This window comes from Paraburkholderia sp. ZP32-5 (genome assembly GCF_021390495.1).
Lineage (GTDB): Bacteria > Pseudomonadota > Gammaproteobacteria > Burkholderiales > Burkholderiaceae > Paraburkholderia.
This window is the reverse complement of record NZ_JAJEJP010000001.1, coordinates 1,081,897-1,108,354: the sequence shown is the minus strand read 5'-3', so window position 1 is coordinate 1,108,354 and position 26,458 is coordinate 1,081,897. Positions and strand designations below refer to the sequence as shown.

Annotated in this window: 22 protein-coding genes; 8 read left to right on the top strand and 14 right to left on the bottom strand. The window is 61.1% G+C overall.

Annotated elements, in window-relative coordinates:
- Positions 1-35 precede the first annotated feature (35 nt).
- Positions 36-923 carry an SDR family oxidoreductase gene (locus L0U82_RS04690; protein WP_233828828.1) on the top strand — a complete coding sequence of 296 codons (888 nt, stop codon included), beginning with the start codon at positions 36-38 and terminating at the stop codon, positions 921-923.
- Between the two features lie 99 nt (positions 924-1,022).
- Here L0U82_RS04690 and lhpH read toward each other — a convergent pair whose 3' ends face one another.
- Both lhpH and L0U82_RS04680 read right to left on the bottom strand, forming a co-directional pair.
- On the bottom strand, positions 1,023-2,030 hold the full coding sequence (lhpH, locus tag L0U82_RS04685) for a trans-3-hydroxy-L-proline dehydratase (protein WP_233828827.1): 1,008 nt from the start codon (positions 2,028-2,030) through the stop codon (positions 1,023-1,025).
- Positions 2,031-2,063: 33 nt separating this feature from the next.
- Entirely contained in the window at positions 2,064-3,185 is a 1,122-nt protein-coding gene (locus L0U82_RS04680; protein ID WP_233828826.1) for a branched-chain amino acid ABC transporter substrate-binding protein, read from the bottom strand.
- Positions 3,186-3,520: 335 nt separating this feature from the next.
- Between L0U82_RS04680 and L0U82_RS04675 the strand changes: the two genes are divergently transcribed.
- From L0U82_RS04675 to L0U82_RS04660, 4 genes are all read left to right on the top strand, one after another.
- Positions 3,521-4,534, top strand: coding sequence for a Gfo/Idh/MocA family protein (locus L0U82_RS04675; RefSeq protein ID WP_233828825.1), 1,014 nt, complete (start codon positions 3,521-3,523; stop codon positions 4,532-4,534).
- A gap of 367 nt (positions 4,535-4,901) precedes the next feature.
- A complete protein-coding gene (locus L0U82_RS04670; RefSeq protein WP_233828823.1) occupies positions 4,902-5,735 on the top strand; it encodes a class II glutamine amidotransferase in 834 nt (277 codons plus the stop codon).
- A gap of 176 nt (positions 5,736-5,911) precedes the next feature.
- Positions 5,912-6,469 carry a carboxymuconolactone decarboxylase family protein gene (locus L0U82_RS04665; RefSeq protein ID WP_233828821.1) on the top strand — a complete coding sequence of 186 codons (558 nt, stop codon included), beginning with the start codon at positions 5,912-5,914 and terminating at the stop codon, positions 6,467-6,469.
- A gap of 37 nt (positions 6,470-6,506) precedes the next feature.
- A complete protein-coding gene (locus L0U82_RS04660; RefSeq protein WP_233828820.1) occupies positions 6,507-7,355 on the top strand; it encodes a helix-turn-helix domain-containing protein in 849 nt (282 codons plus the stop codon).
- Positions 7,356-7,399: 44 nt separating this feature from the next.
- Here L0U82_RS04660 and L0U82_RS04655 read toward each other — a convergent pair whose 3' ends face one another.
- Positions 7,400-9,385, bottom strand: a complete 1,986-nt coding sequence (locus L0U82_RS04655; RefSeq protein WP_233828819.1) for a sigma-54-dependent Fis family transcriptional regulator — start codon at positions 9,383-9,385, stop codon at positions 7,400-7,402.
- Between the two features lie 315 nt (positions 9,386-9,700).
- Between L0U82_RS04655 and L0U82_RS04650 the strand changes: the two genes are divergently transcribed.
- A complete protein-coding gene (locus L0U82_RS04650) occupies positions 9,701-11,227 on the top strand; it encodes an aldehyde dehydrogenase family protein (protein WP_233828818.1) in 1,527 nt (508 codons plus the stop codon).
- A gap of 245 nt (positions 11,228-11,472) precedes the next feature.
- Here L0U82_RS04650 and L0U82_RS04645 read toward each other — a convergent pair whose 3' ends face one another.
- Positions 11,473-13,737, bottom strand: a complete 2,265-nt coding sequence (locus L0U82_RS04645; protein WP_233828817.1) for an SdiA-regulated domain-containing protein — start codon at positions 13,735-13,737, stop codon at positions 11,473-11,475.
- Positions 13,738-13,939: 202 nt separating this feature from the next.
- Between L0U82_RS04645 and L0U82_RS04640 the strand changes: the two genes are divergently transcribed.
- Entirely contained in the window at positions 13,940-14,455 is a 516-nt protein-coding gene (locus L0U82_RS04640) for a hypothetical protein (RefSeq protein ID WP_233828816.1), read from the top strand.
- A 104-nt stretch (positions 14,456-14,559) separates the two neighbouring features.
- Here L0U82_RS04640 and L0U82_RS04635 read toward each other — a convergent pair whose 3' ends face one another.
- The 4 genes from L0U82_RS04635 to L0U82_RS04620 form a co-directional block, all read right to left on the bottom strand.
- Entirely contained in the window at positions 14,560-15,693 is a 1,134-nt protein-coding gene (locus tag L0U82_RS04635; protein ID WP_233828815.1) for a porin, read from the bottom strand.
- 340 nt (positions 15,694-16,033) lie between these two features.
- Positions 16,034-17,473, bottom strand: coding sequence for an MFS transporter (locus L0U82_RS04630; protein WP_233828813.1), 1,440 nt, complete (start codon positions 17,471-17,473; stop codon positions 16,034-16,036).
- 192 nt (positions 17,474-17,665) lie between these two features.
- Positions 17,666-18,817, bottom strand: a complete 1,152-nt coding sequence (locus L0U82_RS04625) for a CaiB/BaiF CoA transferase family protein (RefSeq protein ID WP_233828811.1) — start codon at positions 18,815-18,817, stop codon at positions 17,666-17,668.
- A 12-nt stretch (positions 18,818-18,829) separates the two neighbouring features.
- Positions 18,830-19,771 (bottom strand): hydroxymethylglutaryl-CoA lyase, encoded by a 942-nt coding sequence (locus tag L0U82_RS04620; RefSeq protein ID WP_233828809.1) that lies wholly within the window; start codon positions 19,769-19,771, stop codon positions 18,830-18,832.
- 145 nt (positions 19,772-19,916) lie between these two features.
- Between L0U82_RS04620 and L0U82_RS04615 the strand changes: the two genes are divergently transcribed.
- A complete protein-coding gene (locus L0U82_RS04615) occupies positions 19,917-20,846 on the top strand; it encodes a LysR substrate-binding domain-containing protein (RefSeq protein WP_233828807.1) in 930 nt (309 codons plus the stop codon).
- Positions 20,847-21,125: 279 nt separating this feature from the next.
- Here L0U82_RS04615 and L0U82_RS04610 read toward each other — a convergent pair whose 3' ends face one another.
- The 6 genes from L0U82_RS04610 to L0U82_RS04585 form a co-directional block, all read right to left on the bottom strand.
- Positions 21,126-22,271, bottom strand: coding sequence for an acyltransferase family protein (locus L0U82_RS04610; RefSeq protein WP_233828806.1), 1,146 nt, complete (start codon positions 22,269-22,271; stop codon positions 21,126-21,128).
- Positions 22,268-23,152: a class A beta-lactamase gene (gene bla, locus L0U82_RS04605; protein ID WP_233828805.1), complete on the bottom strand. Its 885-nt coding sequence runs from the start codon at positions 23,150-23,152 to the stop codon at positions 22,268-22,270. The genes L0U82_RS04610 and bla overlap by 4 nt, the downstream gene beginning before the upstream one ends.
- 77 nt (positions 23,153-23,229) lie before the next feature.
- Positions 23,230-25,002, bottom strand: a complete 1,773-nt coding sequence (locus L0U82_RS04600; RefSeq protein ID WP_233828804.1) for a M56 family metallopeptidase — start codon at positions 25,000-25,002, stop codon at positions 23,230-23,232.
- Positions 24,999-25,382, bottom strand: coding sequence for a BlaI/MecI/CopY family transcriptional regulator (locus L0U82_RS04595; protein WP_233828803.1), 384 nt, complete (start codon positions 25,380-25,382; stop codon positions 24,999-25,001). The genes L0U82_RS04600 and L0U82_RS04595 overlap by 4 nt, the downstream gene beginning before the upstream one ends.
- Positions 25,383-25,473: 91 nt before the next feature.
- Positions 25,474-25,917, bottom strand: coding sequence for a lipocalin-like domain-containing protein (locus L0U82_RS04590; protein WP_267929305.1), 444 nt, complete (start codon positions 25,915-25,917; stop codon positions 25,474-25,476).
- Positions 25,918-26,016: 99 nt separating this feature from the next.
- Complete coding sequence (locus tag L0U82_RS04585; protein ID WP_233828801.1) at positions 26,017-26,424, bottom strand: RidA family protein; 408 nt, start codon at positions 26,422-26,424, stop codon at positions 26,017-26,019.
- Positions 26,425-26,458 lie beyond the last annotated feature (34 nt).

Sequence of the window (26,458 nt, the reverse complement as noted above, 5' to 3'; positions counted from 1 at the left end):
CATAGTGCATGGGCAGCTTTATTGGAGACTGAACCATGCGAATTTTTCTGACGGGCGCGACCGGGTTTATCGGCGCGGCTCTGGTGCCTGAACTTATCGAAGCCGGACATCGGGTGATCGGCATGACGCGCTCCGATGCCGGCGCGCAAGCGTTGGTTGCCGCGGGCGCCGAGGTTCATCGCGGCACGCTCGAAGACACCGACAGCCTGCGCAGCGGCGCCGCCAAAGCGGATGCGGTCATACACCTTGCGTTCGATCACGATTTCTCGCGTTTCGTGGACAACTGCGAAAAGGACAAGCGCGCGATCGAGGCACTCGGCTCGGCATTGGCAGGCTCGGATCGCCCGCTTCTGATCACATCCGGCACCGGCATCGGCAGCCGCGATGACGGACAACCGGCCACCGAGGACGTGTTCAACACCGCGCACCCGAACCCGCGTATCGGCTCGGAACTGGCGGGTAACGCGCTGCTGGAGGCGGGCGTCAATGTATCGGTGATGCGCTTGCCGCAAGTCCATAACCCGTTCCGGCAAGGCCTCATCACGCCGCTGATCCAGATTGCGCGCGACAAAGGCGTGTGCGCGTACGTGGGTGATGGTTTGAATCGCTGGCCAGCGGGACATCTGTCGGACGTCGTGAGCTTGTATCGGCTCGCGATCGAGAAAGCTGAACGCGGTGCGCGCTACCACGCGGTCGGCGAAGAAGGCGTCAGCGCGCGTGAGATCGCCGAGGCGCTGGGGCGCGGATTGAAAATGCCGACCGTGTCGATCACGCGCGACGAAGCGCAGGCGCACTTCGGATGGATGGCGCTGTTTACCGCGCTCGATATGCCGGCGTCGAGTGAGCAGACGCGGGCACGTTTGGGGTGGCAACCTAATGGCCCCACGCTCATCGCCGACCTGAACGAAGCGCGCTATGTTTAGGTTTGCAGCTTTCCGCTAACGTCTGCGAAGCCCGTAAAAAAACGCGTGACGCCGATTACCCGGCGTCACGCGTCAGAGGGCATCACTACAGCAACCGGTCTATCGCACCAGAAAACCGTACGCTAGCGGATCGCGCTCATCGATGATCCAGTTGGCGAAACCACATACGAACGCGTTGCCCTCCACTTCCGGAATGACCGCCTTGAAGTCGCCGACGGTCGCCTCGCTCAGCACACGTCCCTTGAATACCGTACCGATGATGGACTCGTTCACCAACGTCTCGCCTGCGCGTAACTGCCCGCGCAGATAGAGCTGGGCCACACGTCCACCGGTGCCCGACCCCGTCGGCGAACGGTCCACCTCGCGATCGGCAAACACACAGCAATTGGCCTGCGTCGAGCCTTCATGCCGTGGCGCGTTGGCAATGATGGTGCCGTAGATATGGTTGATCTCCGGAATATGCGGATGCTCGACCGGAAACGCCTGATTCGCGGCGGCCTTCACTTCCGCGCCAAAACGGATCAGTTCTTCGACCGACGACTCGCGAATCGCAAGCCCATGAGGTTCGCCATCGGTATAGAAGTAGAACGCGCCACCAAACGCGATGTCGCCGGTCACCTTGCCGAACGACGGCGTTTCGACGGTCACGTCCTGCTTCCAGATAAAAGACGGCACGTTGACGAAGCGCACGTTACCCGCATGCTCGCCATCCCATTGCACGAACGCTTCGATGAAACCGCATGGCGCGTCGATGCCGATACGCGTCTCCGGCATCTGACGTTGCACCCACCCCAACTCGACCGCCGCTGTCGAAAGCGCGATCACGCCGTGTCCGCAATGATCGCTATAGCCCTCGTTGTGCAGAAAGATGATGCCGAAGTCCGCGTTCGGACTGACCGGTTCGGTCAGATAGCCGCCGTACATGTCGGCGTGGCCACGCGGTTCGAACATCAGCGCACGACGGATATCGTCGGCGTTCTCTTTCAGCCACGCGCGGCGCTTGACGATCGTATCGCCCGGCAAGCGCGGCAGACCGCTGGTGACGATACGAAATGCTTCACCACCGGTGTGAACTTCGACGGTCGAGATGGTGCGGGAAATTTTCATAAGTGCTTCGGGATGTCGGTAAGTCGCGTCAGATTACTGGCCGTACGGAACCGGCAAGCCGTTCTTGATCACATAGACGGTGGTCGGCGCGCCCTTCAGATCGCCGTACTCGTCGAATGAATAGGTGCCGGCAACGCCTTTGTAGTTTTCCTTGGCCAGGGTGGCAATCAGTTTCGCCTTGTCAGTGGTCGTGCCGGCCTTCACCATCGCGTCGGCCAGCATCTTAACGCCATCGTAGTAGCTGACGGCGTAGACCTGCGTATCGATGTTGTACGCGGCCTTGTATTTTTGCAGAAACTCGCGGCCGGCAGCGGTCTTATCGAGCGCAATACCGCCTTGCGCGCAATACACGATCGACGCGGCGTCTCCCGCGACCTTACCCATATCGGCCGAGCAGATGCCGTCGCCGCCGAGCAGCTTCGCGCGCAAGCCGCGTTGACGCATCTGCTTGGCCATCGGTGCGCCCTGCGCCGCGTAACCGCCGAAGAAGATCACGTCCGGGTTTTTCGCCTTGATCGTGGTGAGAATGCCGAGAAAGTCAGTGGCCGACGAATTGGTGAACTCCTGATCGACGATCTGGATGCCATTCGCCTTCGCCTGCTTGATGAACTGCTCGGCGACGCCCTGGCCGTACGCGGTGCGATCGTCGATCACTGCCGCAGTTTTGGCTTTCAGCGTTTTCGCCGCGAACTGCCCCATCGTGCCGCCGAGTTGTTCGTCGCTCGCGCCGATACGGAAGATGTTCTTGAAGCCCTGCTTCGTCAGCGCCGGGTTCGATGCGACCGGCAGCATCGGCACGCCGCCGGTATTGTAGACACGCGACGCCGGAATCGCGACGCCCGAGTTGTACGGTCCGACGACCGCCACCACGCCGCTATCCACCAGCTTTTGCGCGACCTGGACGCCGATCTTCGGGTCCGCCTGGTCGTCCTCCGAATCGAGCTTGAACGTGACTTTCTGGCCGGCGACGGTCACGCCCGACTTGTTCAGTTCATCGATGGCGAGCCGCGCGCCGTTTTCGTTGTCTTTGCCGTTGGGAGCCTGCGGGCCGGTCAACGGCGCCGAGTGACCGATCGTGACGACGACCTGGGCATGGGCGGACAGCGTGAAGCCTGCAGCCACCAGGGCCGCTGCAATTGTTGTTGAATAGCGCATACGATCTCCAATTAGCCTGAAAGAAGACCTGACCGTTCGGGTCTGGCGGGACGCGGGCCAGGTCGGAGCGTGAGGTTTTGGCTTGCGCAGAAAATCTAAATCACGAATATTCGAAAAACAAGCTAGGTTCAGCCCTCTGGTGGCGTCGGGGATTTGGTTATAGCGCGGCCGGGAAACATGGCCTGGAAGCGTGGCCAGAAAGCGCGCTCGGGAAGCGCCGCCGCCGCGTGTAAACTGGCGCGATCGGGCGCTTCATGCCGTTCGCAAACCTGCCGCGTCACATGCAGGTTCAGCCGGCCGGACGCGCGGGACATTCAATCGAAAAAGGGACTGTGATGGCAACGGATCAAATTGTGTGGGGAATTCTGGGCGCGGCAAAGATCAACGACAAGGTCGTCGTGCCCATGCACAACGCGCCGAAGTGTCGAGTGAAGGGCATCGCGTCGCGCTCTCCGGACAAGGCGCGGGAAGCCGCTACCAAATATGGTCTGGCTGTCGCCTACGACAGTTACGAAGCGCTCCTCGCGGATCCGGAAATCGACGCCGTCTATATTCCGCTGCCCAATCATCTGCACGTGGAATGGACGATCCGTTCCGTCGAAGCGGGCAAGCACGTGCTGTGTGAAAAACCGATTGGCCTCGACGAGCAACAGGTCGAACGACTGATCGCCGCGCGCGACAAAACAGGACGGTATATCCAGGAAGCCTTCATGGTCCGCACGCATCCGCAATGGTTGCAAGTGAGAACATTGATCGGCGAAGGTGCGATTGGCGAATTGCGCGCGGTCACCGGCGGCTTCACCTATCACAACACGAACGCACAGAATATTCGCAACAAGAAAGAGCTGGGTGGTGGTGGCCTGCTCGATATCGGCTGCTACCCGATCACGACCTCGCGCTTCACTATCGGGCGTGAACCATCGCGAGTGGTCGCGATGATCGAGGAAGACCCGACGTTCAAAGTGGATCGGCTCGGCTCCGTGCTGATGGACTTCGACGGTGTTCAGGCAAGCTTCTTTTATTCGACCCAGACCTATCCGTATCAACGGATGCAATTTCACGGCACCAAGGGCAGACTCGAAGTCGAGATTCCATTCAATGCACCAACCGATCGACCGGCGCGCCTGCTATTGAGTGAACACACAGCCGATGGTATCGCGACCGATCGCTGGCTCGAATTGCCGGTGTGCGATCAATATGGCGTTGCGGCTGCTACGTTTGCAGAAGCGATACTGAGTGGCAGCACGCAGGCTATTTCATTAGAAGATGCGCGCGCAAATATGCGAGTGATCGATGCGGTATTCCGCTCGGCGCAATCGGGTGCGTGGGAGAAGATCCAGCGAAATTAAATAAGTGGTCAAAGCACGTGGCCACATATCTGCCCGTCAGCTACGTAACGAAGCTTGGCGGCGACACCCAGCATGACGTGGGCGGAATCGGCGGCGTGCGCATCCGGTGGTAGGCGCACCTGGCGATAGCCGCGGCGGGCGCAATCCGCTGCCATTTCGTCTCATCTAATTAGCGCCACGCCGGACGGTTTCCATGCTTCGGCTGGCGCGCGTCCCCCTTCCTTTGCATTCCCCGCCTCTCTGCCTATCATTGGGAACTGATGTCGCCCGTTGGAGCGCATCCCGGGCTCGCGGCATGCCAGCCGATACCCGATCGCAATGCAGCAACCCGTCGCCCAACAGCTGCGTATTCGACAGGAGATATCCCATGTGCCGCTGGCTCGCTTATTCCGGCAACCCGCTTCAACTCGAAACGGTGCTGTTCAACGCGAAGCATTCGCTGATCGACCAGAGCCTGCACTCGCGGCTCGGCCACACGACCACCAACGGCGACGGCTTCGGAATCGGCTGGTACGGACACCGGACCGACATCCCGTTTCGCTACCGCTGCATTCAACCGGCGTGGAGCGATCGCAATCTGCGTGAAGCGGCGCGTGCGATCCACGCACCGCTGTTCGTCGCGCACATTCGCGCGGCGACCGATACCCCATCGCAGGAAACCAACTGTCATCCGTTTCGCCACGGTAGATGGCTGTTTGCGCACAACGGTCTCGTGCGCAACTATCCGGTGGTGCGTCGCGATCTGATGGTCGCGATTGCTCCCGAACTGTTCCCGTCGATCGAGGGATCGACGGATTCTGAAGTGCTGTTCTTTCTCGCGCTGACGTTCGGTCTCGAACTGGCGCCCGTCACCGCGCTGAAACGAATGGTCGCGTTCGTCGAAGAGACCGGCCGCCGCCACGGCGTGGAGGAACCGCTGAACATGACCGTGTGCGCGACCGACGGCGAACAGATCGTCGCGGCGCGCTATTCGAGCGAACGGCAGTCACGTTCGCTGTTTCACAACACGTCGTTCCGTCATCTTCACGAGTTGTATCCGGACGACCCGCGTATCGCGATGGCCGGGCCGGATGCGTTTCTGGTGCTGTCGGAGCCGCTCGCCGATTTGCCGGGATGGTGGCAGGAGATCCCGGAAAGTACGGTGGTGGTCGCTCGCGATGGCGACATCGAGCAGTTTCCGTTTGAGCCTGAGGCGGCGTGAGGGGGGTTGGGAAATATATATCGGGCTGTATTCCGACGACTCTGAATAGACCACGCACCATCGCCTATCTGTCCCAGCCGCGATTACATCCCATGTAATTGGCGCCCCGCCCTCCGGCTTCTACTCTTCGTCTGTTGCGCCACCATTCCGGTGGCGCTCACCGTCGGAGAGATACCATGTCCAGCTACCCCGTTCACACGCTCGAATCCGCTCCCGAGCAATCGCGCCCGGTGCTCCAGCAACTGCAGCAGACATTCGGCATGATCCCGAACATCGCCGCGAAGATGGCCGCATCGCCGGTGCTGATCAACGGCTTCATCGGGTTGTTCGAGCGCGTGCATGCGAGCAGTCTGAGCGAGCCGCAGATTCAGACGCTCCTGCTAACGAACGCAGTCACGAACGCCAGCGAATGGCCCGCCGCGTTTCACACCGCGCTTGCGTTGCAGGCAGGCATCGCAGCGGCCGATGTCGATGCGATCCGGCAGGGCAAATTGCCCAGCGACCACAAACTGGCCGCACTATCCGTGTTGGCTCGCACGCTGATAGAAAAACGCGGCCGCATCCACGAATCGGATCACAATCGCTTCCTGGAAGCCGGGTTCAACAATGAGCAGATACTCGAGGTCATTGCGGTGGTCGCCGCATCGGCGATTACGAACTACACGAGCAGTGTCACCAAGCCGCCGCTCGAAGCGCAATTCGAAGAGTTTGCCTGGCACGCACCCGCACGCTAAACCACCTGCAGTCATTCACCCACGTTAGGGAAATCCGATGAACGCCGTCAGTCCCAATCCGAAAGCACCACCACCGAGCGATCTCGGCGACTTGCTGCGCTATTGGCGTGATGTGCGTGGCGTGAGTCAGCTCGATCTGTCGCTCGAGGCCGGCATCTCGCAGCGGCAGATCAGCTTCATCGAAAGCGGGCGCAGCGTGCCGGGCCGGGACACGCTGCTGATACTCGCGCAAACGCTCGACGTGCCGCTGCGCGAACGCAACGCGCTGCTGCTCGCGGCAGGCTATGCGCCGGTGTATGCAGAACCAGCGTGGAACGCGCACGAAATGCAGAGTGTGATCCGCGCGCTCGAACGGGTCGTTCGTCAGCACGAGCCGTTTCCCGCAATCGTGATGGACCGCCACTGGAACGTTCTGATGACCAACGATGCGGCGCCACGCTTCTTCGATTGCTTCTTCGACATGGCCTCGCGCGAAGGTCCGCGCAACATGCTGCATCTGATCTTCGATCCGCAAGGAATGCGACCATTCGTGGCTGATTGGGACAGCGTGTCGCGAAGTCTGTTGCAACGCGTGTATCGCGAATCGGTGGGTCATATCGTCGATGCCGGCACGCGGCGTTTGCTCGACGAACTGCTTGCGTATCCCGATGTGCCGCTCGACTGGAAGACACATCATGGCCCTTCCGCTGCAACGACGATGCCGGTCATTCCATTAAGTTTCGTTAGCAACGGAGTCGTGCTGCGCTATTTCTCGATGGTCACGACCGTCGCCGCGCCGCAGAACGTCGCGGCCCAGGAACTGCGGCTCGAATGCATGTTCCCCGTCGATGACGAGACGGAGGCACGGCATCGGGAATTGCTGGCGGCGCACGCGAAAGACCGGTGAAGCTCACAGACCGCCTCAAACGATCAGCTGATACACACAGCCGATCACTTGCCCTGCTGCGCCGCCATCCTGCGATAGATCGTATTGCGCGACACCCCCAACGCGCGCGCCGCCGCCGACACATTGCCGCCATAGCGAGCCAGCGTCATCGCGACCATTGAAGCGGCGACATCCTGCAACCGTGCGCCATCGGGCACCGATGCGTCGCCCGCGGTACGTGAGTCCGCAACCAGAACGCGCGACGCAACACCACCCTCACTCCAAACCGCGCCCACGTCCTCCAGAAAATCATCCGCCAGATGCTCGCGCCGGATCTGCCCATCGTCATCCACCATCGCCGCCGCGGTCCGCAGCAAATTCGCCAACTGCCGGAAATTACCAGGCCACGCATACCGCTCGAACATCGCCATCACATCCGGCGCGACGCTAAGCGCCTGCCGCGCGGCACTCTGTTGCGATTCGCGCTGCAACATCTTCTCGACCACGACCGCAAGATCGCTACGCTCGCGCAATGCCGGCAAACGGATCGCGAGCCCATTGATCCGGTAGTACAGATCCTCGCGAAACTCGTTCTGCGCGATCATCTCGCGCAGATTACGGTGCGTCGCGCAGATGATCGCGACATCGACGGCAACCGCTCGTATCGATCCGAGCGGCGTCACGAGCCGCTCCTGCAGCACACGCAGCAGCCGCATTTGCAGCGGATACGGCATGTCGCCGATTTCGTCGAGAAACAGCGTGCCGCCGTTCGCCTGCATCAGCTTGCCAATCGAGCCCTTGCGCCGCGCGCCGGTGAACGCGCCCTCTTCATAGCCGAACAGTTCGCATTCGATCAGCGTCTCCGGAATCGACGCGCAGTTGACCGCGACGAACGGCCCATCGCGGCGCGGCGAGTCGTTGTGAATCGCTCGCGCGAGTAATTCCTTGCCGGTGCCAGTCTCGCCGGTAATCAGAATCGGAATGTCCTTGCCGAGTACCTTGCGGACTTTCGCGATCAGCGCGGCCACGCGCGCATCGCCGGTATCGAGATCGCTGAGCCGCGACGCTTGCGCGACCGGTTGAGACGCATTCGCGCGCATCGGCTGCGCGGCGGCTCCCTGTGCGTCGAGCGGCCCGCTTCCTTGCGCGAACGTAGCGCGTCTCAACTGCCCGCGCGCGCAAACGACCGCGCCGTTGTGCAGATTCAGCATCAGATAAGGCGCCGCGCCATGCGTCAGACGCTCGATCAGTTGCGCGTAGGTGATCTGAAACAGCGACGCGAGCGTATGCGTGCGCAGCGTCGCGAGCGACATGCCGAACTGAAATTGCGCGCTTCGATTCGCGGACAGAAAACGGCCATCGTCGGTGAACGCAATGATCCCTTCCATCAACGTGCCGATGAACTCGGGGCGCCCGTGAAAAGACACTTGCAGCACGTCGCGAAACGCGGTCGAGAACAGATGATTCTCGATCATCTGCACCGACATCTTCGCGAGCGCCATCGTGTGCTGGTGATAGCCGCGATAGTCGCCCGTCACGTCGAGCGCGCCGATCAGATCGCCATAGGGGTCGAGAATCGGCACGCTCGAACAGGTCAGGAAACGGTTCGCCGCCAGATAGTGCTGATCGCCATGTACGACCATCGCGCAGCCTTCGGCGAGCGACGTGCCGATAGCATTGGTGCCCTGACGATCCTCGGCCCAGTTCGCGCCTGGCCGCAGCGCCACTTTTTCCGCGCGATGCAGGAAGTCGTCGTCGCCGATCGAATGCAGGATCAGGCCTTCGGCATCGGTCAGCACGATCATGCTTTGCGTGTTGACGATCTGCTCGTGCAATGTCTCCATGACCGGCATCGCATGCGCGCACAGCACCTGGTTCTGTTCGCGCTTCAGCGCGAGACCCGCCGAGGAGAGGATGTCGTACTCCGGCTGGATCGTTGCGCTCAGCCCGAATGTCTCGGAGCGTTCGTGTGATTTCTGAATGGCCGACGCGGCCAGCACAGTGGCCTGGTTAGCCGCCGTGAGGCTGACCGGATGAACGTCATCGCGCATTGTCTCCTCCGGGATGGGTCCGGATCGTGCCGGACGCTTCGATGCGTGACAACAGGATACTCCGTTTGATCGACGCCGCTTCCGGCGCGCGGCTGTCCCAGCCGGGCGCGGCGGCTCTGCTGCGAGCGAAGATCGATCTGCTCTGCCACGTTTCGGTACACCCGCATCCACGCGACTGTTTCGAAACGGAACACCGCGGCATGCGCGGTTTTCGGCAGGCCCGCGAAATCTCGTGCTTCGCCGCATTGGTACGGTTCGTGCCTTATGTCGTCCCGGCGCAGCCACCCCGTAACGATCACAACCCGGAGACACGTAATGAATCCATTCGACCTGAAAGCCCTTGGCCTCGACATCGAATATCCGTATCGGCAGAGTTACGACAACTACATCGGCGGCAAATGGGTGCCGCCGGTTGGCGGCGACTATTTCGACAACGTGTCGCCGATTAACGGGCAGCCGTTTTGCCGCGTGCCCCGCTCGAATGCCGCCGATATCGATCTCGCTGTCGACGCGGCGCACGCGGCACGCCGCAAATGGAGCAAGACGCCAGTGGCCGAGCGCGCGAACCTGCTGCTCGCGGTGGCCGAGCGGATGGAAAAGAATCTGAAGCTGCTGGCAGTTGCGGAGACGATCGATAACGGCAAGCCGCTGCGCGAAACGATGGCTGCGGATTTGCCGCTCGCCGTCGACCATTTCCGCTATTTCGCCGGTTGCATCCGGGCCCAGGAAGGCGCGATCTCCGAGATCGACGATGACACGGTCGCCTACCATTTTCACGAGCCGCTTGGCGTGGTCGGCCAGATCATCCCGTGGAATTTCCCGCTGCTGATGGCCGCGTGGAAACTCGCGCCCGCGCTCGCGGCCGGCTGCTGCGTCGTGATGAAGCCCGCGGAACAGACGCCGGCTTCGGTGCTCGTGCTGATGGAACTGATCGGCGATCTGTTTCCCGCGGGGGTCATCAATATCGTCAGTGGCTTCGGCAAGGAAGCGGGCGAAGCGCTCGCGACCAACAAGCGGATCGCGAAGATCGCGTTCACGGGTTCGACGCCGGTCGGCAAGCGCATCCTGCACGCGGCGGCGGACAACCTGATTCCGTCGACGGTCGAACTCGGCGGCAAGAGCCCGAATATCTTCTTCGCCGACGTGATCGATCGCGACGATGCGTTCCTCGACAAAGCCCTCGAAGGTCTCGCGATGTTCGCGCTGAATCAGGGCGAGGTCTGCACGTGTCCGTCGCGGGTGCTGGTGCAGGAGTCCATTTATGAGCGCTTCATCGAGAAGGCGATTGCGCGCGTGGAGCGCATCAAGGCTGGCCATCCGCTGAATCTGGAAACGATGATCGGTGCGCAGGCGTCGCAACAGCAACTGGACAAGATCCTGTCGTATATCGACATCGGTCGCGATGAGGGAGCGCAGTGTCTGACCGGTGGCGGGCGCGCAACGCCGGCGGCCGATCTCGGCACGGGCTTCTACGTGAAGCCGACGATGCTATTCGGCAAGAACGATATGCGCGTGTTCCAGGAGGAAATCTTCGGACCGGTTGCGTCGGTGATGACATTCAAGGACGAGCAGCAGGCTATCGAACTCGCGAACGATACGTTCTATGGTCTCGGCGCCGGTGTGTGGACGCGCGACGGGACTCGCGCCTACAAGATGGGACGCGAAATCGAGGCGGGACGCGTATGGACCAATTGCTATCACCTGTATCCGGCGCACGCGGCGTTTGGTGGGTATAAGCAGTCGGGTATCGGGCGCGAAACGCACAAGATGGCGTTGTCGAATTATCAGCAGACGAAGTGTCTGCTGGTGAGTTATCAGGCGCAGGCGTTGGGGTTCTTTTAACTAGATGGTGGCGCGTCGCTGTGTGCCGGCGACGCGCGGTTTTGAGCCGGGCGTGGGTGAATTGCTTGCGTGCGGCGAGCGCTTCACGATCGAGCCTTCCAAACAGTAGCCCGTGTGAACCGCGACCACGCATTTCCTCCACCGCGCACGCACATCACGAAGCAATGAGCAAATAAAAAACCGCCCGACATAGCCGGGCGGTTCTTCTCGATACTCCTGCGTCCTACACCGCAAAGCGGCGGACATTAATCCCCAGGCGAACCCACCGACTTGGAGCTGGTCGGTTCGGCAATGCCATTGAGCGCGCCAACCACTGCCTCGATATAGTTCGGCGCCGTGGTCGGAGAAACGGTATCCCACACCGCGGAAGCCTTCGCATTGCCGCCGACGAAGACGGCACCCGCGTGGTTTCCAGCAGCGACGAGGCTTGCATCCGTACCCAAAGCCGTCGGAATCGCAACCGTCGTGCCGTCGCCCTGCGTTGCAGCGATCGGCGTGCCGTAGTTCATTGCAGCCGCAACGTTACCGTTCGCGTCATAGACGATCACCGCATCGCCCTTACCCAGACCGATCGGATTCGAGGCATCGTTATTGATGTCCAGCATCGCCATGACCGGAACCGAGCCAGGGAGACCCCACGTCGTGCGGAACGTATTTTCATCCGTTCCCGGCACACCCGGCACAATGACCAGATGCTCACCCGCCGCAAGCTTCGTACCGGCCGGGAATGCCGCGGCATTGTTGGCGTCGTTGACGTCAGCGTGGCTGTCGCCCCACCGCCAGCCCGTCAGATCGATTGCCGCGCTGCCGTAGTTATAGATCTCGAAGAAGTCCTGGCCGCCGTCCGCGTTCGAGTTCACTTCCGAGATCAACACGGTCGGCGCGGGCGCACCTGCCGCCGCGGTCGTGAAACTCTGCGTCGTGCCCGCATACGGATTGCCATACAGGTCGGTGATAACGCCGCCGGCCATTTGCATCGTGTAGTGCGAGCTATTCTGCAACGGCGTCGCGAACGTGATGGTCACTCGACCGCCGTTGAATTTCACCTGGCTCGTGTCGCTCACCGAGATATTGCGCGTATCGGAGCCGTCGCTGACCACGATGTTGCCCGAGCCCGGTTGCACGATCTTGCTGAACGACAGCGTCATGTGATTGCCGATGATACCCGTCGCGCCATCGACCGGCGCCGTGCTCGACAAGGTCGGCGTGGTGTGATCGACGGTACCGATCGTCGTGAACGAGAAGGTGGAATTGTCGGACACGGCAACGGTATTGTTGCCCGCTATCGTCTTGATCGCGCCCGCCGGATACGTGATGTGGTAAGTCGTGTTAGCGGTCAGGTAGAACTTCGGATGAATCTTCATCACGTTACCGCTGAACGTCACCTGCGATGCGTCGCCCACCGAAATCGTGCGCGTATCGTCCACACCGTTGCTGAGAACGATATTGCCGGAACCCGCCTTCACCGCCTGATCGAACTTCAGGTACAGGTTGCTGCCGATGCCGACATTGCTCGTGCCGGTGGTCGGCTTGAAGATGGTCAGGCCCGGCAGGCTCGGGCCAGCAGCCTGTTCGCCGACCGCGTAAATGGTGCCGTCCGGCGCCATCGTCACGCCTTCATTCTGCGCGGTGGCGCTCATGTACAGGTTGCTCTTCAGGTTACCTGCACGATCCATCTTGACGATCCGGCCATCCGGCGCGCCGATGATGACGACGTTGTCGTAGTCCGGCGCGGTGGACGATACGATATTCGACACCGAGAACACGTCATTGAATGCGGAAAGACCCGTCGTAGCCGCATCGAACATCACCGGCGGATTGTCCGTCGACGGCAGGATCGGCGTGCCGTCCGATGCCGTCGCCGTGCCGGCCGCGAAGTTGATGGCCGCCTGGAAAATGTTGGTGGGTTGCGACTGGCGTACTGCGATATAGCCACCCGTTTTGGTATCGAAAGTCACACCCTCGATACCGACGTTGCCCACCGTCGTACCCAGTTTGACGGACTGTACCGCTGCCCTGTTCAGGGTTCCATTCGGAACGTACGTAAACATATCGACTTGACGGAGGCGTTCTTCCACCAGAACGAACTTGCCGCCGCCGGCATAGGTGATGCCTTCAGTGTCTTCGAAGTCGCCACCATTGAGCGTCATCGAATCGATAACGTGGCCGTCGCTCTTCGAAACCTGCACGACCGACGTCGCGCCGTCGCCGATAACGAACAGCGAATCCGTATCCTTGTCGTAAGTCACACCGGACGCCTCTGCGTTCAACAGATTGGCACCGCTCGTGTTTTCCTGCAGCGGGAACATCGCCGTCTGCGTGTAGTTATTCAGATCGAAGCTGCTTTGCGGATCAGTAAATGCAAGCGTCGGGATCTTGCTGTCCGTTACGGGCGTGCCATTGCCGCCATTGCCACCGCCATTGTTACCAGCAGTATTGCTGCTGTCGCTACCCCCGCATGCACTTAGACCGGCTGCGAGAATCGCAGAAATTAGAAATGTTTTTTTCACGGTATTTTAAGATTTGAAAGATTGGTAAGAGTTCGCGAACTTACGGCAGTTGTGTTTCATCTTCGTGACGGACTGGGTTAGTTGTCTTTGAAACTATTGGTAATTTTTTCGCGGAAACACGGCTGCTGCTTGACGAAGAAACGGCCTTCCCTTCCAACGTTCAATGCATTGGCAACCATCGCGAACTGTCAGCCAAGGCTCAGTGATCAATGCGCGAACACGGCACAACCACCCGTGCGAAACGATTGGTGATCTGGCGTTTTACTTCCATCGACACCGCAAGCTCGATGGGATAAAGGTGGGTGTTGTTTCTCCCGAATCGAACATTCTGCAGTCGTGGATTGAGGCAAGCGCGGCGTTGCCGATAACAGTTGTCCAGGTTTATCCGCAGAAGTGGCATGTCAAGACCGCGGCGAAAGCTTATCCACGCTTCTCGACCAGCATCGACATGGGTGAGTTGACCGACACCGACATTCTCGTGACCGACTGCTGGCCCGACGACGCCACGCCGGCGGAACTGGAAGGCTATAGAGTTACGGCCGCGGTGCTGGACCGGAGACGACCGGGCACCGAATTCATCCCGTGTCCGCCGGTATCAAGGGGCGAGGAGGTATCGGCGGATGCGATGCAGCACCCGAGTTGCCGCGTTGCCGCAGCGAAGGCCTTTCTGCTTCATGCACAGAATGCGGCCTTGGAATGGGCGTTTGGAGTGGTGTGAAGCGATGTGGCAGAGCAATGCAAACGGCGCATCGAATCGGGCTGCCCCGAACCGATGCGCCAACGCCAACCCAGGTCTCTAACCTAGCTCAGCATTCACGAATATCAGAACCGCGTCCGAATCCCCACGGTCGCGGCAACCTGATTACCGGTCGACGACTGCGCGAGGCCATTGATATACGCACCCTCGAACGCGGAGCCGGCCGCACCGTAAGCGTGTTGATATACGCCCTCCAGGTAGACATCCGTGCGCTTGCTGAACGAGTAGTCCGCCATCAACGTCACCTGATGCCATTTCGGATTAACCGAACCTGTACCGGAGCTAACAGACCCTTCGGTGAACGTGTAGGCGCCGGCCAGCGAGATCGAAGGCGTCAGCGCATAGTGCGCGTTGACTTCATAGTTATTGAAGTGCAGCGTGTCGAACGGTTGCAGGATCACCGAATTCGCACCGGGTTGCGTGTTGTCGAACAACGAACGCGTCCACAACAGACCGACAACCGCTGGGCCAAACGTGTAGTTTCCACCTACCCCCATTACGCGCTGACGCGCTGACGGAAAGCTCACGAAGTCGTTGTTCGTCAGCGCGCCGCCGGCAGTCAGGCCGCCGTTGTTGAGTTGCAGGTAGGCAGCCGCCAGGTTGATCGGACCGTTGGCGTAACTCACGCCAAAGCTATACGCGCGATTGTTCGAGAAATCGCCGGCCGCATTGCTGAAGCCGTACTGTGCTTCCGCCTGCAGTCCCTTGTAAGTCGGGCTTACATACTTGACCGAATTGTTGATATAGAACGAGTCGTCGATATTGTCGTTATCGAACGGATGCGCGGCCAGGTTATTACCATCGCCGTTATTCGCCAACGCGATCGGCCCGAGCATGTCGACCACCGCGTCGTACTGGCGACCGAGCATCAACGTGCCGTATTGGTCGCTTTGCAGGCCGACATACGCCTGGCGGCCGAACATCGTGCCCGCGTAAGTTTGGCGGCCGTTCTGGATGTTAAAGCCGCTTTCGAGGCGGAAGATCGCATGCAGACCGCCGCCGAGATCTTCACTGCCGCGCAGACCCCACACTTCGTTCGACAGCATGCTGCTCTGCATCTGCCATGCGCTGTGACCGCCCTGGTTGTTCGTATAGACGATACCTGTATCGATCAAGCCATAAAGAGTGACGCTGCTCTGCGCATGAGCTGTCACTGCAAAGAGCGACAACGCTGCTGCGCCAATAAGCCTGTTTTTCACGTTTTGATAGTCCACGAATTGTCCTGATTGAATGCCGAAATGCACGAGAGTAGTCGGCGGTCAACAAAGCGCCCGCCCATTGCTTGGCCGGCGCACTTCGCCCCCGAAGGCTCGAAGAGTGTAGGGAGAATGCCGTGTGGATTCACCAAAAAAGATCGATGCTTCTCGTAAAATTGGCGTAAAGACAGGATCGGAAAAGCCGTGTCGCGAGTACTTTCGTGATGAACATTTAGATGCGCGTCATCGCAGGCGCTGCAAAAAGCAAAAAGCGGACATCGCCTGTTTTCAGGCAATGTCCGCTTTCGAGCGCGGATTCAACCGATGCCGCCAGCGGCATCATTCAGTGATTAATCTCTTCGAGCCGCAAGCCATTGGTTTTAGGACCGAACACACCGATCGATATCGCGACGACCAGCATCGTCGCGGTAATACCGATGAACACGCCAACAACGCCAAAGTCGCGAAGCAGAAACGCGATCAGAAAGCCCGACATCATCGCTCCCACTCGGCTCGCCGAATAGACGATGCCATTCGCGCGACACCGTACCGCGGTGGGAAACAACTCGGCCTGATAGGCGTGATAGCACACGGAGATCAGTTGCCCAGCGAAACTGATCAATACGCCGAGCACGATGAGCAACGCCGCCGATTTCGTCTGCCCGAATGCGAGCCCGCACACAATCACTGCAAACGCCCCGCCGACGATCAGATACTTGCGCTGAATCCTGTCGGCAAACAGCATCGCGATCGCCGGTCCGACCGGTAGCGCGAATGCAATCACGAACGAGTAAAGCAGGCTCTTCGTCACCGTGATCCCCTGCCCGATCAGCAGCGTCGGCACCCAGTTCGCAAAGCCGTAGTAACCGATCGCCTGGCAGAAGTTGAAGGCGATCAGCATGATGAGGCGCGAACGATAAGGTGGTTGCAGAAGCTCGGCAAACGACGCGCGCCGGTGCGCCGGTTGTTCGATCACCGGAAGCGGCGGCGGCAGCGGCCGTCCCGATTGCCGCTCGACGATCGCTTCGATCTTGCGCACGATCTCGTCGGCTTTATCCACGTGACCATGCGCCGCGAGCCATCGAGGAGACTCCGGCACCGAGCGGCGAATGAACCAGACGACGATCGCGCCGGCAGAGCCCGCCAGCACGACAATGCGCCAGCCATCGAGACCGAAAACCGTCTCGGGCACGAGCCAATACGACAGGATCGCCGCGACGGGCGCCGCCGCGAACATCACCATCTGATTGAACGCCATCGCGCGGCCGCGCATGTGCTGCGGCACCAACTCGGTCACGTAGCTGTCGATCGTGATGATCTCGACGCCCACACCGATACCGGCAATAAAGCGCCAGAAAATCACGCCTTCTGGCGTGGTCTGCAGTGCCATGATCGCCGAGCCGATCGAGTACCACAGCAACGAGACCGTGAACACCGCGCGGCGACCGTAACGATCGGGCAGCCATCCCAGACAGAACGTGCCCACGAACAGGCCCGCGAAGATCGCGGCGATGAAGCCCGCAATACCGGTGAAGCCGAAGAACGCGTGAGTGGTCGTCTGCAGCAGTCCGCTTTTCGCCATGCCGGGCGCGATATAGCCCGTGAAAATCAGGTCGTAAATCTCGAAGAAGCCGCCTAGCGAGATCAGCGCCACGAGTACCCATAAATGGCGAGCCAGCGGCAGCCGGTCCATGCGCGCGGAAATCTCCGCGCCGGGTGTGACGCCGACTGCGATAGTCGGCGAGGCGAGCGGACGCGAGTCCGCAATCACGGTGGGTTGCATCCTTGTCTCCTGATGATTTCGGCTGATCTTCGTCTGATACGACGGCACTCTTATTTGGTGTTAACTGTCGTTCATGTTGCGTTCGGCGGAGTGCCGATTGATGTTTGCGCAATCAAAGCGCGGCGACTCGCGTCGCGCTCGATCGACTGAATAAGAACAAGCGCGTTGATTCGCGGCCGATACCGAACGCACTCAAGCGTTCACCCGGCTTTTGAGGCGCGACAGCACTTCCTGCGTATGCTCGCCGACACGCGCCAGTGCCTGGCGCACGCCAGGGCGGCGGCCGCCCATCATGATCGGCAGCAGGACCACCTCGGTCATGCTGCCGTCTTCGGTCTGCATCGGCGCGAGACCGCCGCTGGCCTTCAGATGCGGATCGTCGAGCAGTTGATCGGGACGCACGATCGGCGCGTACGGAATGCCGGCTGCTTCGAGCCTGGGCGCGAGTTCGTCGGCACGATGATCCTTGAGGATTTCACCGAGCCGCGCGAGCAGCTCGGGACGCACCGCGACGCGCAGCGCGTTGTTGGCGAATTGCGGTTCATCGGCGAGTTCGGGATGCTCCAGCACGTCGCACAGCGTGATGAACTGCTTGTCGCTCACCGCGCCGATAAAAAGCTGCTCGCCGTCGGCGAGCGTGAACACGTCGTAGACGCTCCACGCCGATACGCGCGCGGGCATCGGCGGCGGCGCTTCACGCGTCATCGCGTATTGCTGCATGTGTTGCGCGGACAGGAACACACAGTTCTCGAACAGCGCGCTCTGCACTTCCTGACCGCGGCCGGTCGCGTCGCGCTCGCGCAACGCCGCAAGCACGCCGATCGCGCCGAACATGCCGCCCATGATGTCGTTGACCGAAGTCCCCGCGCGCAACGGACGGCCGACCGGTCCGGTCATATACGACAGACCGCCCATCATCTGCACCACTTCATCGAGCGCGAGGCGCTTTTCATAGGGGCCCGGCAAAAAGCCCTTGTGCGACACATAGATCAGACGCGGATAACGCGCGGACAGCGTGTCGTAATCGAGCCCGAGCTGGTTCATCAAACCGGGACGGAAGTTCTCCAGCATCACGTCACAGGTGCCGATCAGTTCGATCGCCGCTTGCCGTCCTTCGTGCGTATTGATATCGAGCACGACGCTCTTCTTGTTGCGATTGAACGAACGGAAGAAGCCGATGCCGAGCCCCGGCAACTTGCGTGTCTTGTCGCCACCGGGTGGCTCGATCTTGATCACCTCCGCGCCCAGGTCGGCGAGGATCATCCCGCATGTCGGTCCCATGACCATGTGCGTGAATTCGACGACGCGAATGCCGTCGAGCGGAAGCGTTGTGTTGTTGCTCATGATGGGGTGGCCTCAGGCGTTGAGCGCAGCCGTGGCAGCGTAGGTTTTGGGTAATCCGGCGAGCCATAACGCGCCGTGCAGCGTTTCACCGTCGAGCCACCGCGCGAGCTTCGCGCGTAGCGTCAACAACGCGGGAAGGTCGATGCCGGTATCGATGCCCATGTCGGCGAGCATGAACGCAAGGTCTTCGCTGGATGCATTGCCGCTCGCGCCCGGTGCATGCGGACAGCCGCCGATACCGGCAAGTGTCGCGTCGAAACGCGCGACACCGGCTTGCAGCGCCGCATAGACATTCGCGAGCGCGAGGCCGCGTGTGTCGTGAAAGTGGCCGCACCAGAAGCGCTCGCCGGCGATCTCGCGAGCTTTCTCGAACAGTGCGCGCACGGCGGCGGGGCCTGCATAGCCGACCGTATCGGCGATGCTGACGCGATCCGCGCCGGCATCGAGCAGCGCCTGCAGATAACGCAGCACGTCGCACTGATCGACGTGGCCTTGAATCGTGCAACCGAACGCAGTGCCGATACCGCCTTCGATCAGCGTCTTCGAGCCGGCCGCATCGCGCGCGGCACGCATGCGGGCAACTTCGGCAACCACTTCCTCCGGTTCCTTGCGCAAGTTCGCGAGGCTATGCGCGCGGCTCGCGGAAAGCGGCACGAGCATCAGATCGGCCTGAGTGTCGAGCGCGCGCTCCGCGCCCTTCAGATTCGGCACCAGCACTGAAACGAGCAGCCCCGGCAGCGTCTTTGCAAACGCAACGAGTTCAGCCGTGTCGGCCAGTTGCGGGAGAAGGCGCGCGGGAACGAAGGAGCCGACTTCGATTTCGCGCTGCCCGGCGGCGTACGCGTCGCGAATCCATTCGATCTTGCGTTCCGTCGTAAGAATGCGCTCGATGCTTTGCAGGCCGTCGCGCAATCCGACCTCCCGGATCACGACGTGCGAGGGTATTGAAGGCATAGGGGCTGTCTCCGTCGATTCTGTGCCGACACATCGCACCGGCGTTTGACATCACTCTAGAGATTCCCGAAGATTCGTAAAGCGACGTTTTGGAACCACAATCGTTCCAGACCGGAACGTCACGAAAAAGAACGGAGACGACCTCGTGCGAGACATCGATCTGAAGACGCTGCGCCTGTTCGTGGCCGTTTGCGATCAGCGCAACATTGCGCGCGCGGCGGAGGAAGCCCACATCGAGCCGTCGGCAATCAGCAAGCGCATTGCGCAACTCGAAGCCGAACTGGGCGTGCCGGTGCTATCGCGCTCGCGACGCGGCGTCGAGCCGACGCCGGCCGGCCTCGCACTACTTGAGCACGCACGCAACGTGCTCTTCACGATGGACCGCATCGCGAGCGATGTCGCATCGTTCGGCGAGGGGCTGAAAGGAAACGTCAGCATTTGCGCGTCGGCATCGGCGATCGCCGAACAACTGCTCGACGACATCGCGAGCTTCATGCGCGAACCCGCCAACAAGAATATCAAGGTCGATATCGAAGAGCGGCTGTCGTTGGACCTCGTGCGGCAATTGCGCGAAGGGGCGGCATCCGTGGGCGTGTGCTGGGACAACGTCGAACTGGCGGGGTTGGAGCATCGTCCGTATCGGACCGACCGGCTCGCGCTGGCGGTCCATCCGGGGCATCCGCTTGCCGCGCTCGATACCGTTGCCTTCGAGCAGACGCTCGATTACGACCATGTCGGACTGCCGCCCGCCACCGCTGTGCAAACCATGTTGCAAAGATCGGCGGCACAGTTGGGCCGCACGATCGCGTACCGGGTGATCGTGTCGAACTTCGACGCGGCGTTTCGGGTCGTGGCCGCCGGTTTGGGGATCAGCGTGGTGCCGGCGGAAGTGTCGGCCGCGTACAGTCCGCGACTCGGCGTGCGGATCATTCCGTTCACGGATGCGTGGGCGCAACGCAGCTTCGTCGTTTGCTTCAAGCGCTTCGACATGCTGCAGCCGGCCGCGCAGCGAATGGTCGAACATCTGACGAATCGTGCGCGTGTTGGGGAGGAAGCGCGGTCGCCCGGTGACTAGAGCTCAATGCGGCTTTGGCGCGGGCGGAGATGGCTTGGATAGTGACGCGATAGCGAAGTACTTAATCGGTCTCCTGCTTCCCTGTCTTCGGTTGTTCAGGTAAAGGCTCAGATCCGCGTTCCGTCGGTGCCCTTGTACATGCATCCGCGGGAGTGCCGGCGATCACATCGTGGCAGCAACATGCATAGACGGGGAACCCGTACGCATTCGTGCGGACAATGGTAGTTGGCCCATGTAGCGGGCACACCGCGTTCATTTCAATCTCCTGAAACTCGTCGCTCAGCTATATGGTACGCGCTGGCGGATCGATTGAGACCTTCGCGCCACCAGCCACTGACGGACGATCCGATTCGAAGGGTTCGCGTAGAGCCGTGCGATCGCGAGGCTCAGACAGACCGAAACGAGCAGAAAAGCCAGCAGCAGCAGGAGCTTTTCCGATCCTGCCACGTCGGTAGGCGGAAAGATCGTTCGCAACACACCAAGAACGATCAGGTGAAACAGATAGAGTTCGTAACTCAGTCTGCCAAGCCCTTCGAGCGCCGAGCACCGCATCGACGAGCGGTGCTGGCGATCGTGTACCGCCAGCAGCAGTACCGCCGTGCCGAAAGCCATCGCGGTGACGCCGAACACATTGCTTTCCCGAATGGGCCAGCACAGATAAACGAACGTCATGCCTGCTGCGCTCAGCCACATCGACACGCTCCGCGCGCGGCCGCGCCATACGACATGCCTCGCGAGCAGCGCCGTGCAGCAACCGATGGCGATTGCATCGAAACAGGCGAAATACGCGTACAGATAGCCGCCTTCGTCGCCTTGATGAAAGAACCGGTAAGCCGGACCGACGACCACGCACACGAGCCAGAATGCAACGAGCCGTGTGTCCTCGCGAAGCGCCACGCAAAGCAGCGGGAACGACAGGTAAAACACCTCCTCGACGGAAAGCGACCACAACACGCCGAGCGCATAGTTCGTCCATCCGTGCGCGCCGATCAACACGTTCATCCAGAACGTCAACGACGCCAGATTCACGAGCCAGAAAGAAACCGGCGCGCCGCCCGGCGAGTGATTCTGAAAGATCGGGATGCCGGCTACAGCTAGCGCATTCACGACGGCCAACAATAGCAACAGGCACGGCACGATACGCGCGGTACGCAAGCCGTAAAACGCCCCGAGATCGACATGACGGAATTCGGACCAACGACGAAGAGCGTTGGCCGTAATCAGGTAGCCCGAAATCACGAAGAACATCGTGACGCCGTAGTTACCGTTTCGCACCACCGTCCGAATCGTCGGCCATCCGAATACACGCGAAAGAAAGGTGTCGTCGAGCCGATACGCAATGTTGAAGTGATGCAACAGCACGAGCAGAATCGACACGCCCCGCAGCAGATCGATGTTCCGGTTTCGCGTGCCGGTGTCGGTCATGCGGCGCTCGTGGCCCATTGCACGAATGCTTTGCCGGCTTCGCGCAACACCGCCTCGCGCGCGTCCATCGCGACTCCCGGTGCATCGTAGTAGGCGGCGACGAGCAATGGCGCGCGGCCCGGCGGACGGACGAGCGCGTAGTCGTTGGTCTCGCTTTCGACGCTGGTTCCGGGCCGGTCGGCGGCCTGCCAGCCCGCGGGCAACGCGGCACGTAGCCGGTTGAGACCCGGCTTGCAGTCGGTCATGCCGCGCTCCAGTTGCGCGCGTGAACCGGCACTCAGCACATCGCCGAGCAATAGGCGCTGCGCCGTGATGGCCATCGCCTTTGGCGTCGTCGTGTCGAGTTCGCCGTGATAGCTATTCGAGTCGGGCTCGTAGCGGTCCGAACGCGTGACCCTATCGCCGAGTCCACGAACGAAACGGGTGAGCGCCGAGGGGCCGCCGACGCTGCGCATCAGCAGGATCGCGGCGGTGTTGTCGCTTTCCACCAGAACCGCCCGGCACAGTGCATCGATCGACATCGCGCCGTGCGCGACATTGGCCTTCGTTACCGGCGATGTGAAAATAAGGTCCTTCTCCGTGTAATTCACAAGGCGCTCCGGCCGCTCCGCGCCGCTATCGATGCGCGCCAGTATCTGCGCCGCGAGGATCCCCTTGAACGTGCTGCACATCAGGAAGCGTTCGTCCGCGCGATGGCTCAGCGTGCGTCCCGAACCGGTATCGATGGCGAACACGCCGAGGCGACCGCCATGTCGCCGCTCGATCTCCGCGAGCGGCGATTCGGCAGCATGCAACGCGGGAACCATGCCGATGCCGGCGAGCAGCGGTAATCCAATCAACAGCTTTCGGCGCGTGGTCGAATGAGTGATCGACTGAGTCACAGTTGAGTCCAGGTAGTCAGAGTGAGGGGAAGCGGCGCGTGCAGTGTGCGCGGCGAATGTCACGCGTGTTAAGCGTGTTAAGCGTGTGACGCGTGCCACGCCTGCTCGCGGGCAAGCAGCAGGCGGCGGATATTGATCGCGTCGCGCGTGGGGACCGCGGCTGGCCCGGCGTCCAGAAACACCATCGTGACGCTGTCCCGAACCGAGCGCAGCCGCATGATCAGGCAACGCCCGGCCACTTCCGTGAAGCCGGTTTTCGACAACGCGATATCCCAGCCCTTCTGCCCGACCAGTGGATTCGTGTTCTGATAGTCGACCAGCTTGCCGTCGATCGGGATGATGCTGTGGGCGTCGGTCGTTGCACGCGCAATCGCCGGATAGCGGGCCGCCGCGTTCACCATCACGGACACGTCGCTTGCTGTCGACGTGTTGAGCGGCGACAGGCCAGTTGGTTCGTCGATCGTCGTGTGCTTCAACCCGAGTGCCGCAATCTTGGCGCGCATCGCCGCCTGGAACGCCAGGATGCCGCCGGGATAGTGATGCGCCAGCGCATACGCGGCGCTATTGTTCGACGACATCAGCGCAAGTTGCAGCACCGCGTAAAGCGGCAGGCTCGAACCAGCCGGCAATCCCGTGGGACTGGGCCGCAATGCCTCGACGTCGCTGGCATCGATACGAATCGTTCGGTTCATGTCGGGCCGCGCATCGAGCACGACCATTGCCGTCATCAGCTTCGTCAACGACGCGATCGGCACGATGTCGTCGGCGCGTTTCTGGAACAGAACCTTGCCTGAGTTGTTGTCGACCACCACGACGTGGTTCGATTCGAGCAGCCCGACCGGAGCGATGTCTGCCGCGGACTGTGACGCGGGCCACAGTGCCTGCGCCGCTAAACACAACGCAACGACGCCGAATGCGATGCCTGGCGCGCATGCCGTCCATTTCGGAGAAGGCGCAGCGGGTTCGCACAGACGCTTGATGCGGTCAAGCAGGTGGCCGCCCTTTGCCGATTGCGCGACCGACGCATATTCGGCATTGGTCGATTGATGAGCGTCGAGTTGCTCGAGCGCAAGCGCCAAACTTCGCGGGTTCTGAATCAGCGTGGCGGCGATCTGATCGGCAACGCATTCCCGCTCGATACGAATTTGCCGCGACAGCCACCACACCGTCGGATGATAGAAAAGCAGTGCCTCGATCGCGCTTTGCAGCAGATTGACCAGATAGTCGGCGCGCTTGATATGCGCGATTTCGTGCGCCAGCAGCGCTTCGAGCAGATCGGGCGGCATGCACGTGAGCAACGCGGCCGGAACCAGCACCAGCGGACGCCACCAGCCGATCGTCAGCGGGCTCGACAGATGCGCCGCCACGCGCAGCGTCACCGGGCGCGGTAAAGCGCAACGCGCGGCCAGCGCTGATACGTGGCTCTGCCAGCGGGCATCCGGCGAATGGGGAAACGCACGGCCCATTCGCCCCACCCACAGCGAACCGGCGAGCAGACGGCACGACATGGCGGCAACACCGATCAACCATGCGGCAACCAGCCAGGGCAATACGTGCTCCATCGCAAACGGTACGCGTGCATCTATCGTTGGCACGACGGGAAAATCGCTCAAGGCAAACCAACCCGATGCTCGCGATGCAGCGGCGATTTGCCGATAGACGTCGAACGCCGCCACACCGAGACACGACAGCAGCGAAACGCAGAGCAGCGCATAGCGACTCCGTGGGCTCGCGCCGCGCAATAGCCGCAACGTCAGCGCCGTTGCCACGCCGATCAGCGCCCCCTTCCACACGAACTGGATGAGCGCCCATCCCAATGCCTGGACGAGCGCCCAGGAAAAAGGACTCATTGCTCGTCCCCGTGCAGAAATTGGCGAATCTCCTCGCGTTCCTCTTGAGTAACGTGTTTGCGCAACGCAGCCATCACCAGTGCCTTTCCCGAACCGGAAAACGCCTTGTGGATCAGTTCCTTCAACAGGCGGGTTTGCAGCATGTTCTGGCTCAGCGCAGGCGCATAGACGTGCGAGCGCTCGCTGTCGTCGCGCTTGAGCAGTCCCTTCATATGCATGAGCTGCATCTGCCGCAATACGGTCGCGTAGGTCACGTCCGCGCGTTCCTGCTGCATGGCTTGATGCACCTGCTTGACGGTGGCCGGCCCGAGCGGCCACAGAACCCGCAGGAGTTCGAGTTCGCCCGCGGTCGGTTTTGCCGGAGCGGCAGCCTTGGTCATCGCGGAAGCCCTAGTGGAAAATCGATGACACGTAGAATAATTTGTCTAGATAAAAATGTCTACATCGATGCATCGACATCCCCACTTCCGCTCAATTCGGCTCCGCGCGTTGCCACGTGATATAGGCCATCACCGTGCGGCCCGCCGACGAGAACGGCGCACCGGTGCTCAGTTGCAGCCGGTCGCCCTCCATCCGCACAGCGCGCGACTGCGTATTGCCGAGCCAGTTCGGAAAGAGCGACACGAACATCGAGTGAGTCAGCGATTGATTCTCCTCGTCGATATCGAAGCGACCGGAATAGGCGAGATACGATGTACCTTCCTCACGATACTCGTCGGGCGTGCCGTCGAACCAGTCGCCGCCGGCGAACGGCTTGCGCTCGCGCCGCATCAGTTGCGCGGACATATAACCGTCGGGCGTGTACATGATCAGGCCCAGCGGCTTTTCACCAAACGGATAGAGCGACGCCGAGCCATCGACAGGCCGCTCCTCGTAGGACACGAGCTTCCATGCGCCAATCAGACGATCGCGCAAACTGTCAGCTAGACGTGCAACCGAACTTGTCTTCCTGCTCCTTCAATGAGCGTTTTTTATAGCGACGCGTTACGCACGTGCGCATAGCTTGGCTTACACTCAGTCAGCTATCACAACTGCGATTTCCAGCTCGATCAGATAATCCGGATGAGCAAGCGCGGTAACGCCGATCAGCGTGCTCGGCGACGGACGTTGACGATCCCACGGCACCGGAAACGTTTCGTCGCGAATGCAATGCTCGACGAAGCCGGCAACGTCGAGTGCGTACGCGCGCCGGAACACGACGTCGTCCCATGTCGCGCCGACCGCTTTCAACTGCACGGTCAGTGCATCGAGAACCGCGATGAACTGAGCCCTGATATCGCCGATATGAACCGGCTTCGCATGCTCGTCGGCCGGCACCTGCCCTGCGATATAGATAAACGTCGACGGCTCGGTCACGCGAAGAACGCGCGTGTAGTACCCGGACTTCGACAGACCCGGGGGATTGATGTAGTCCTTGGGCATGACAGTTTCCTTCTGCAATACGTGTTGGCGACAG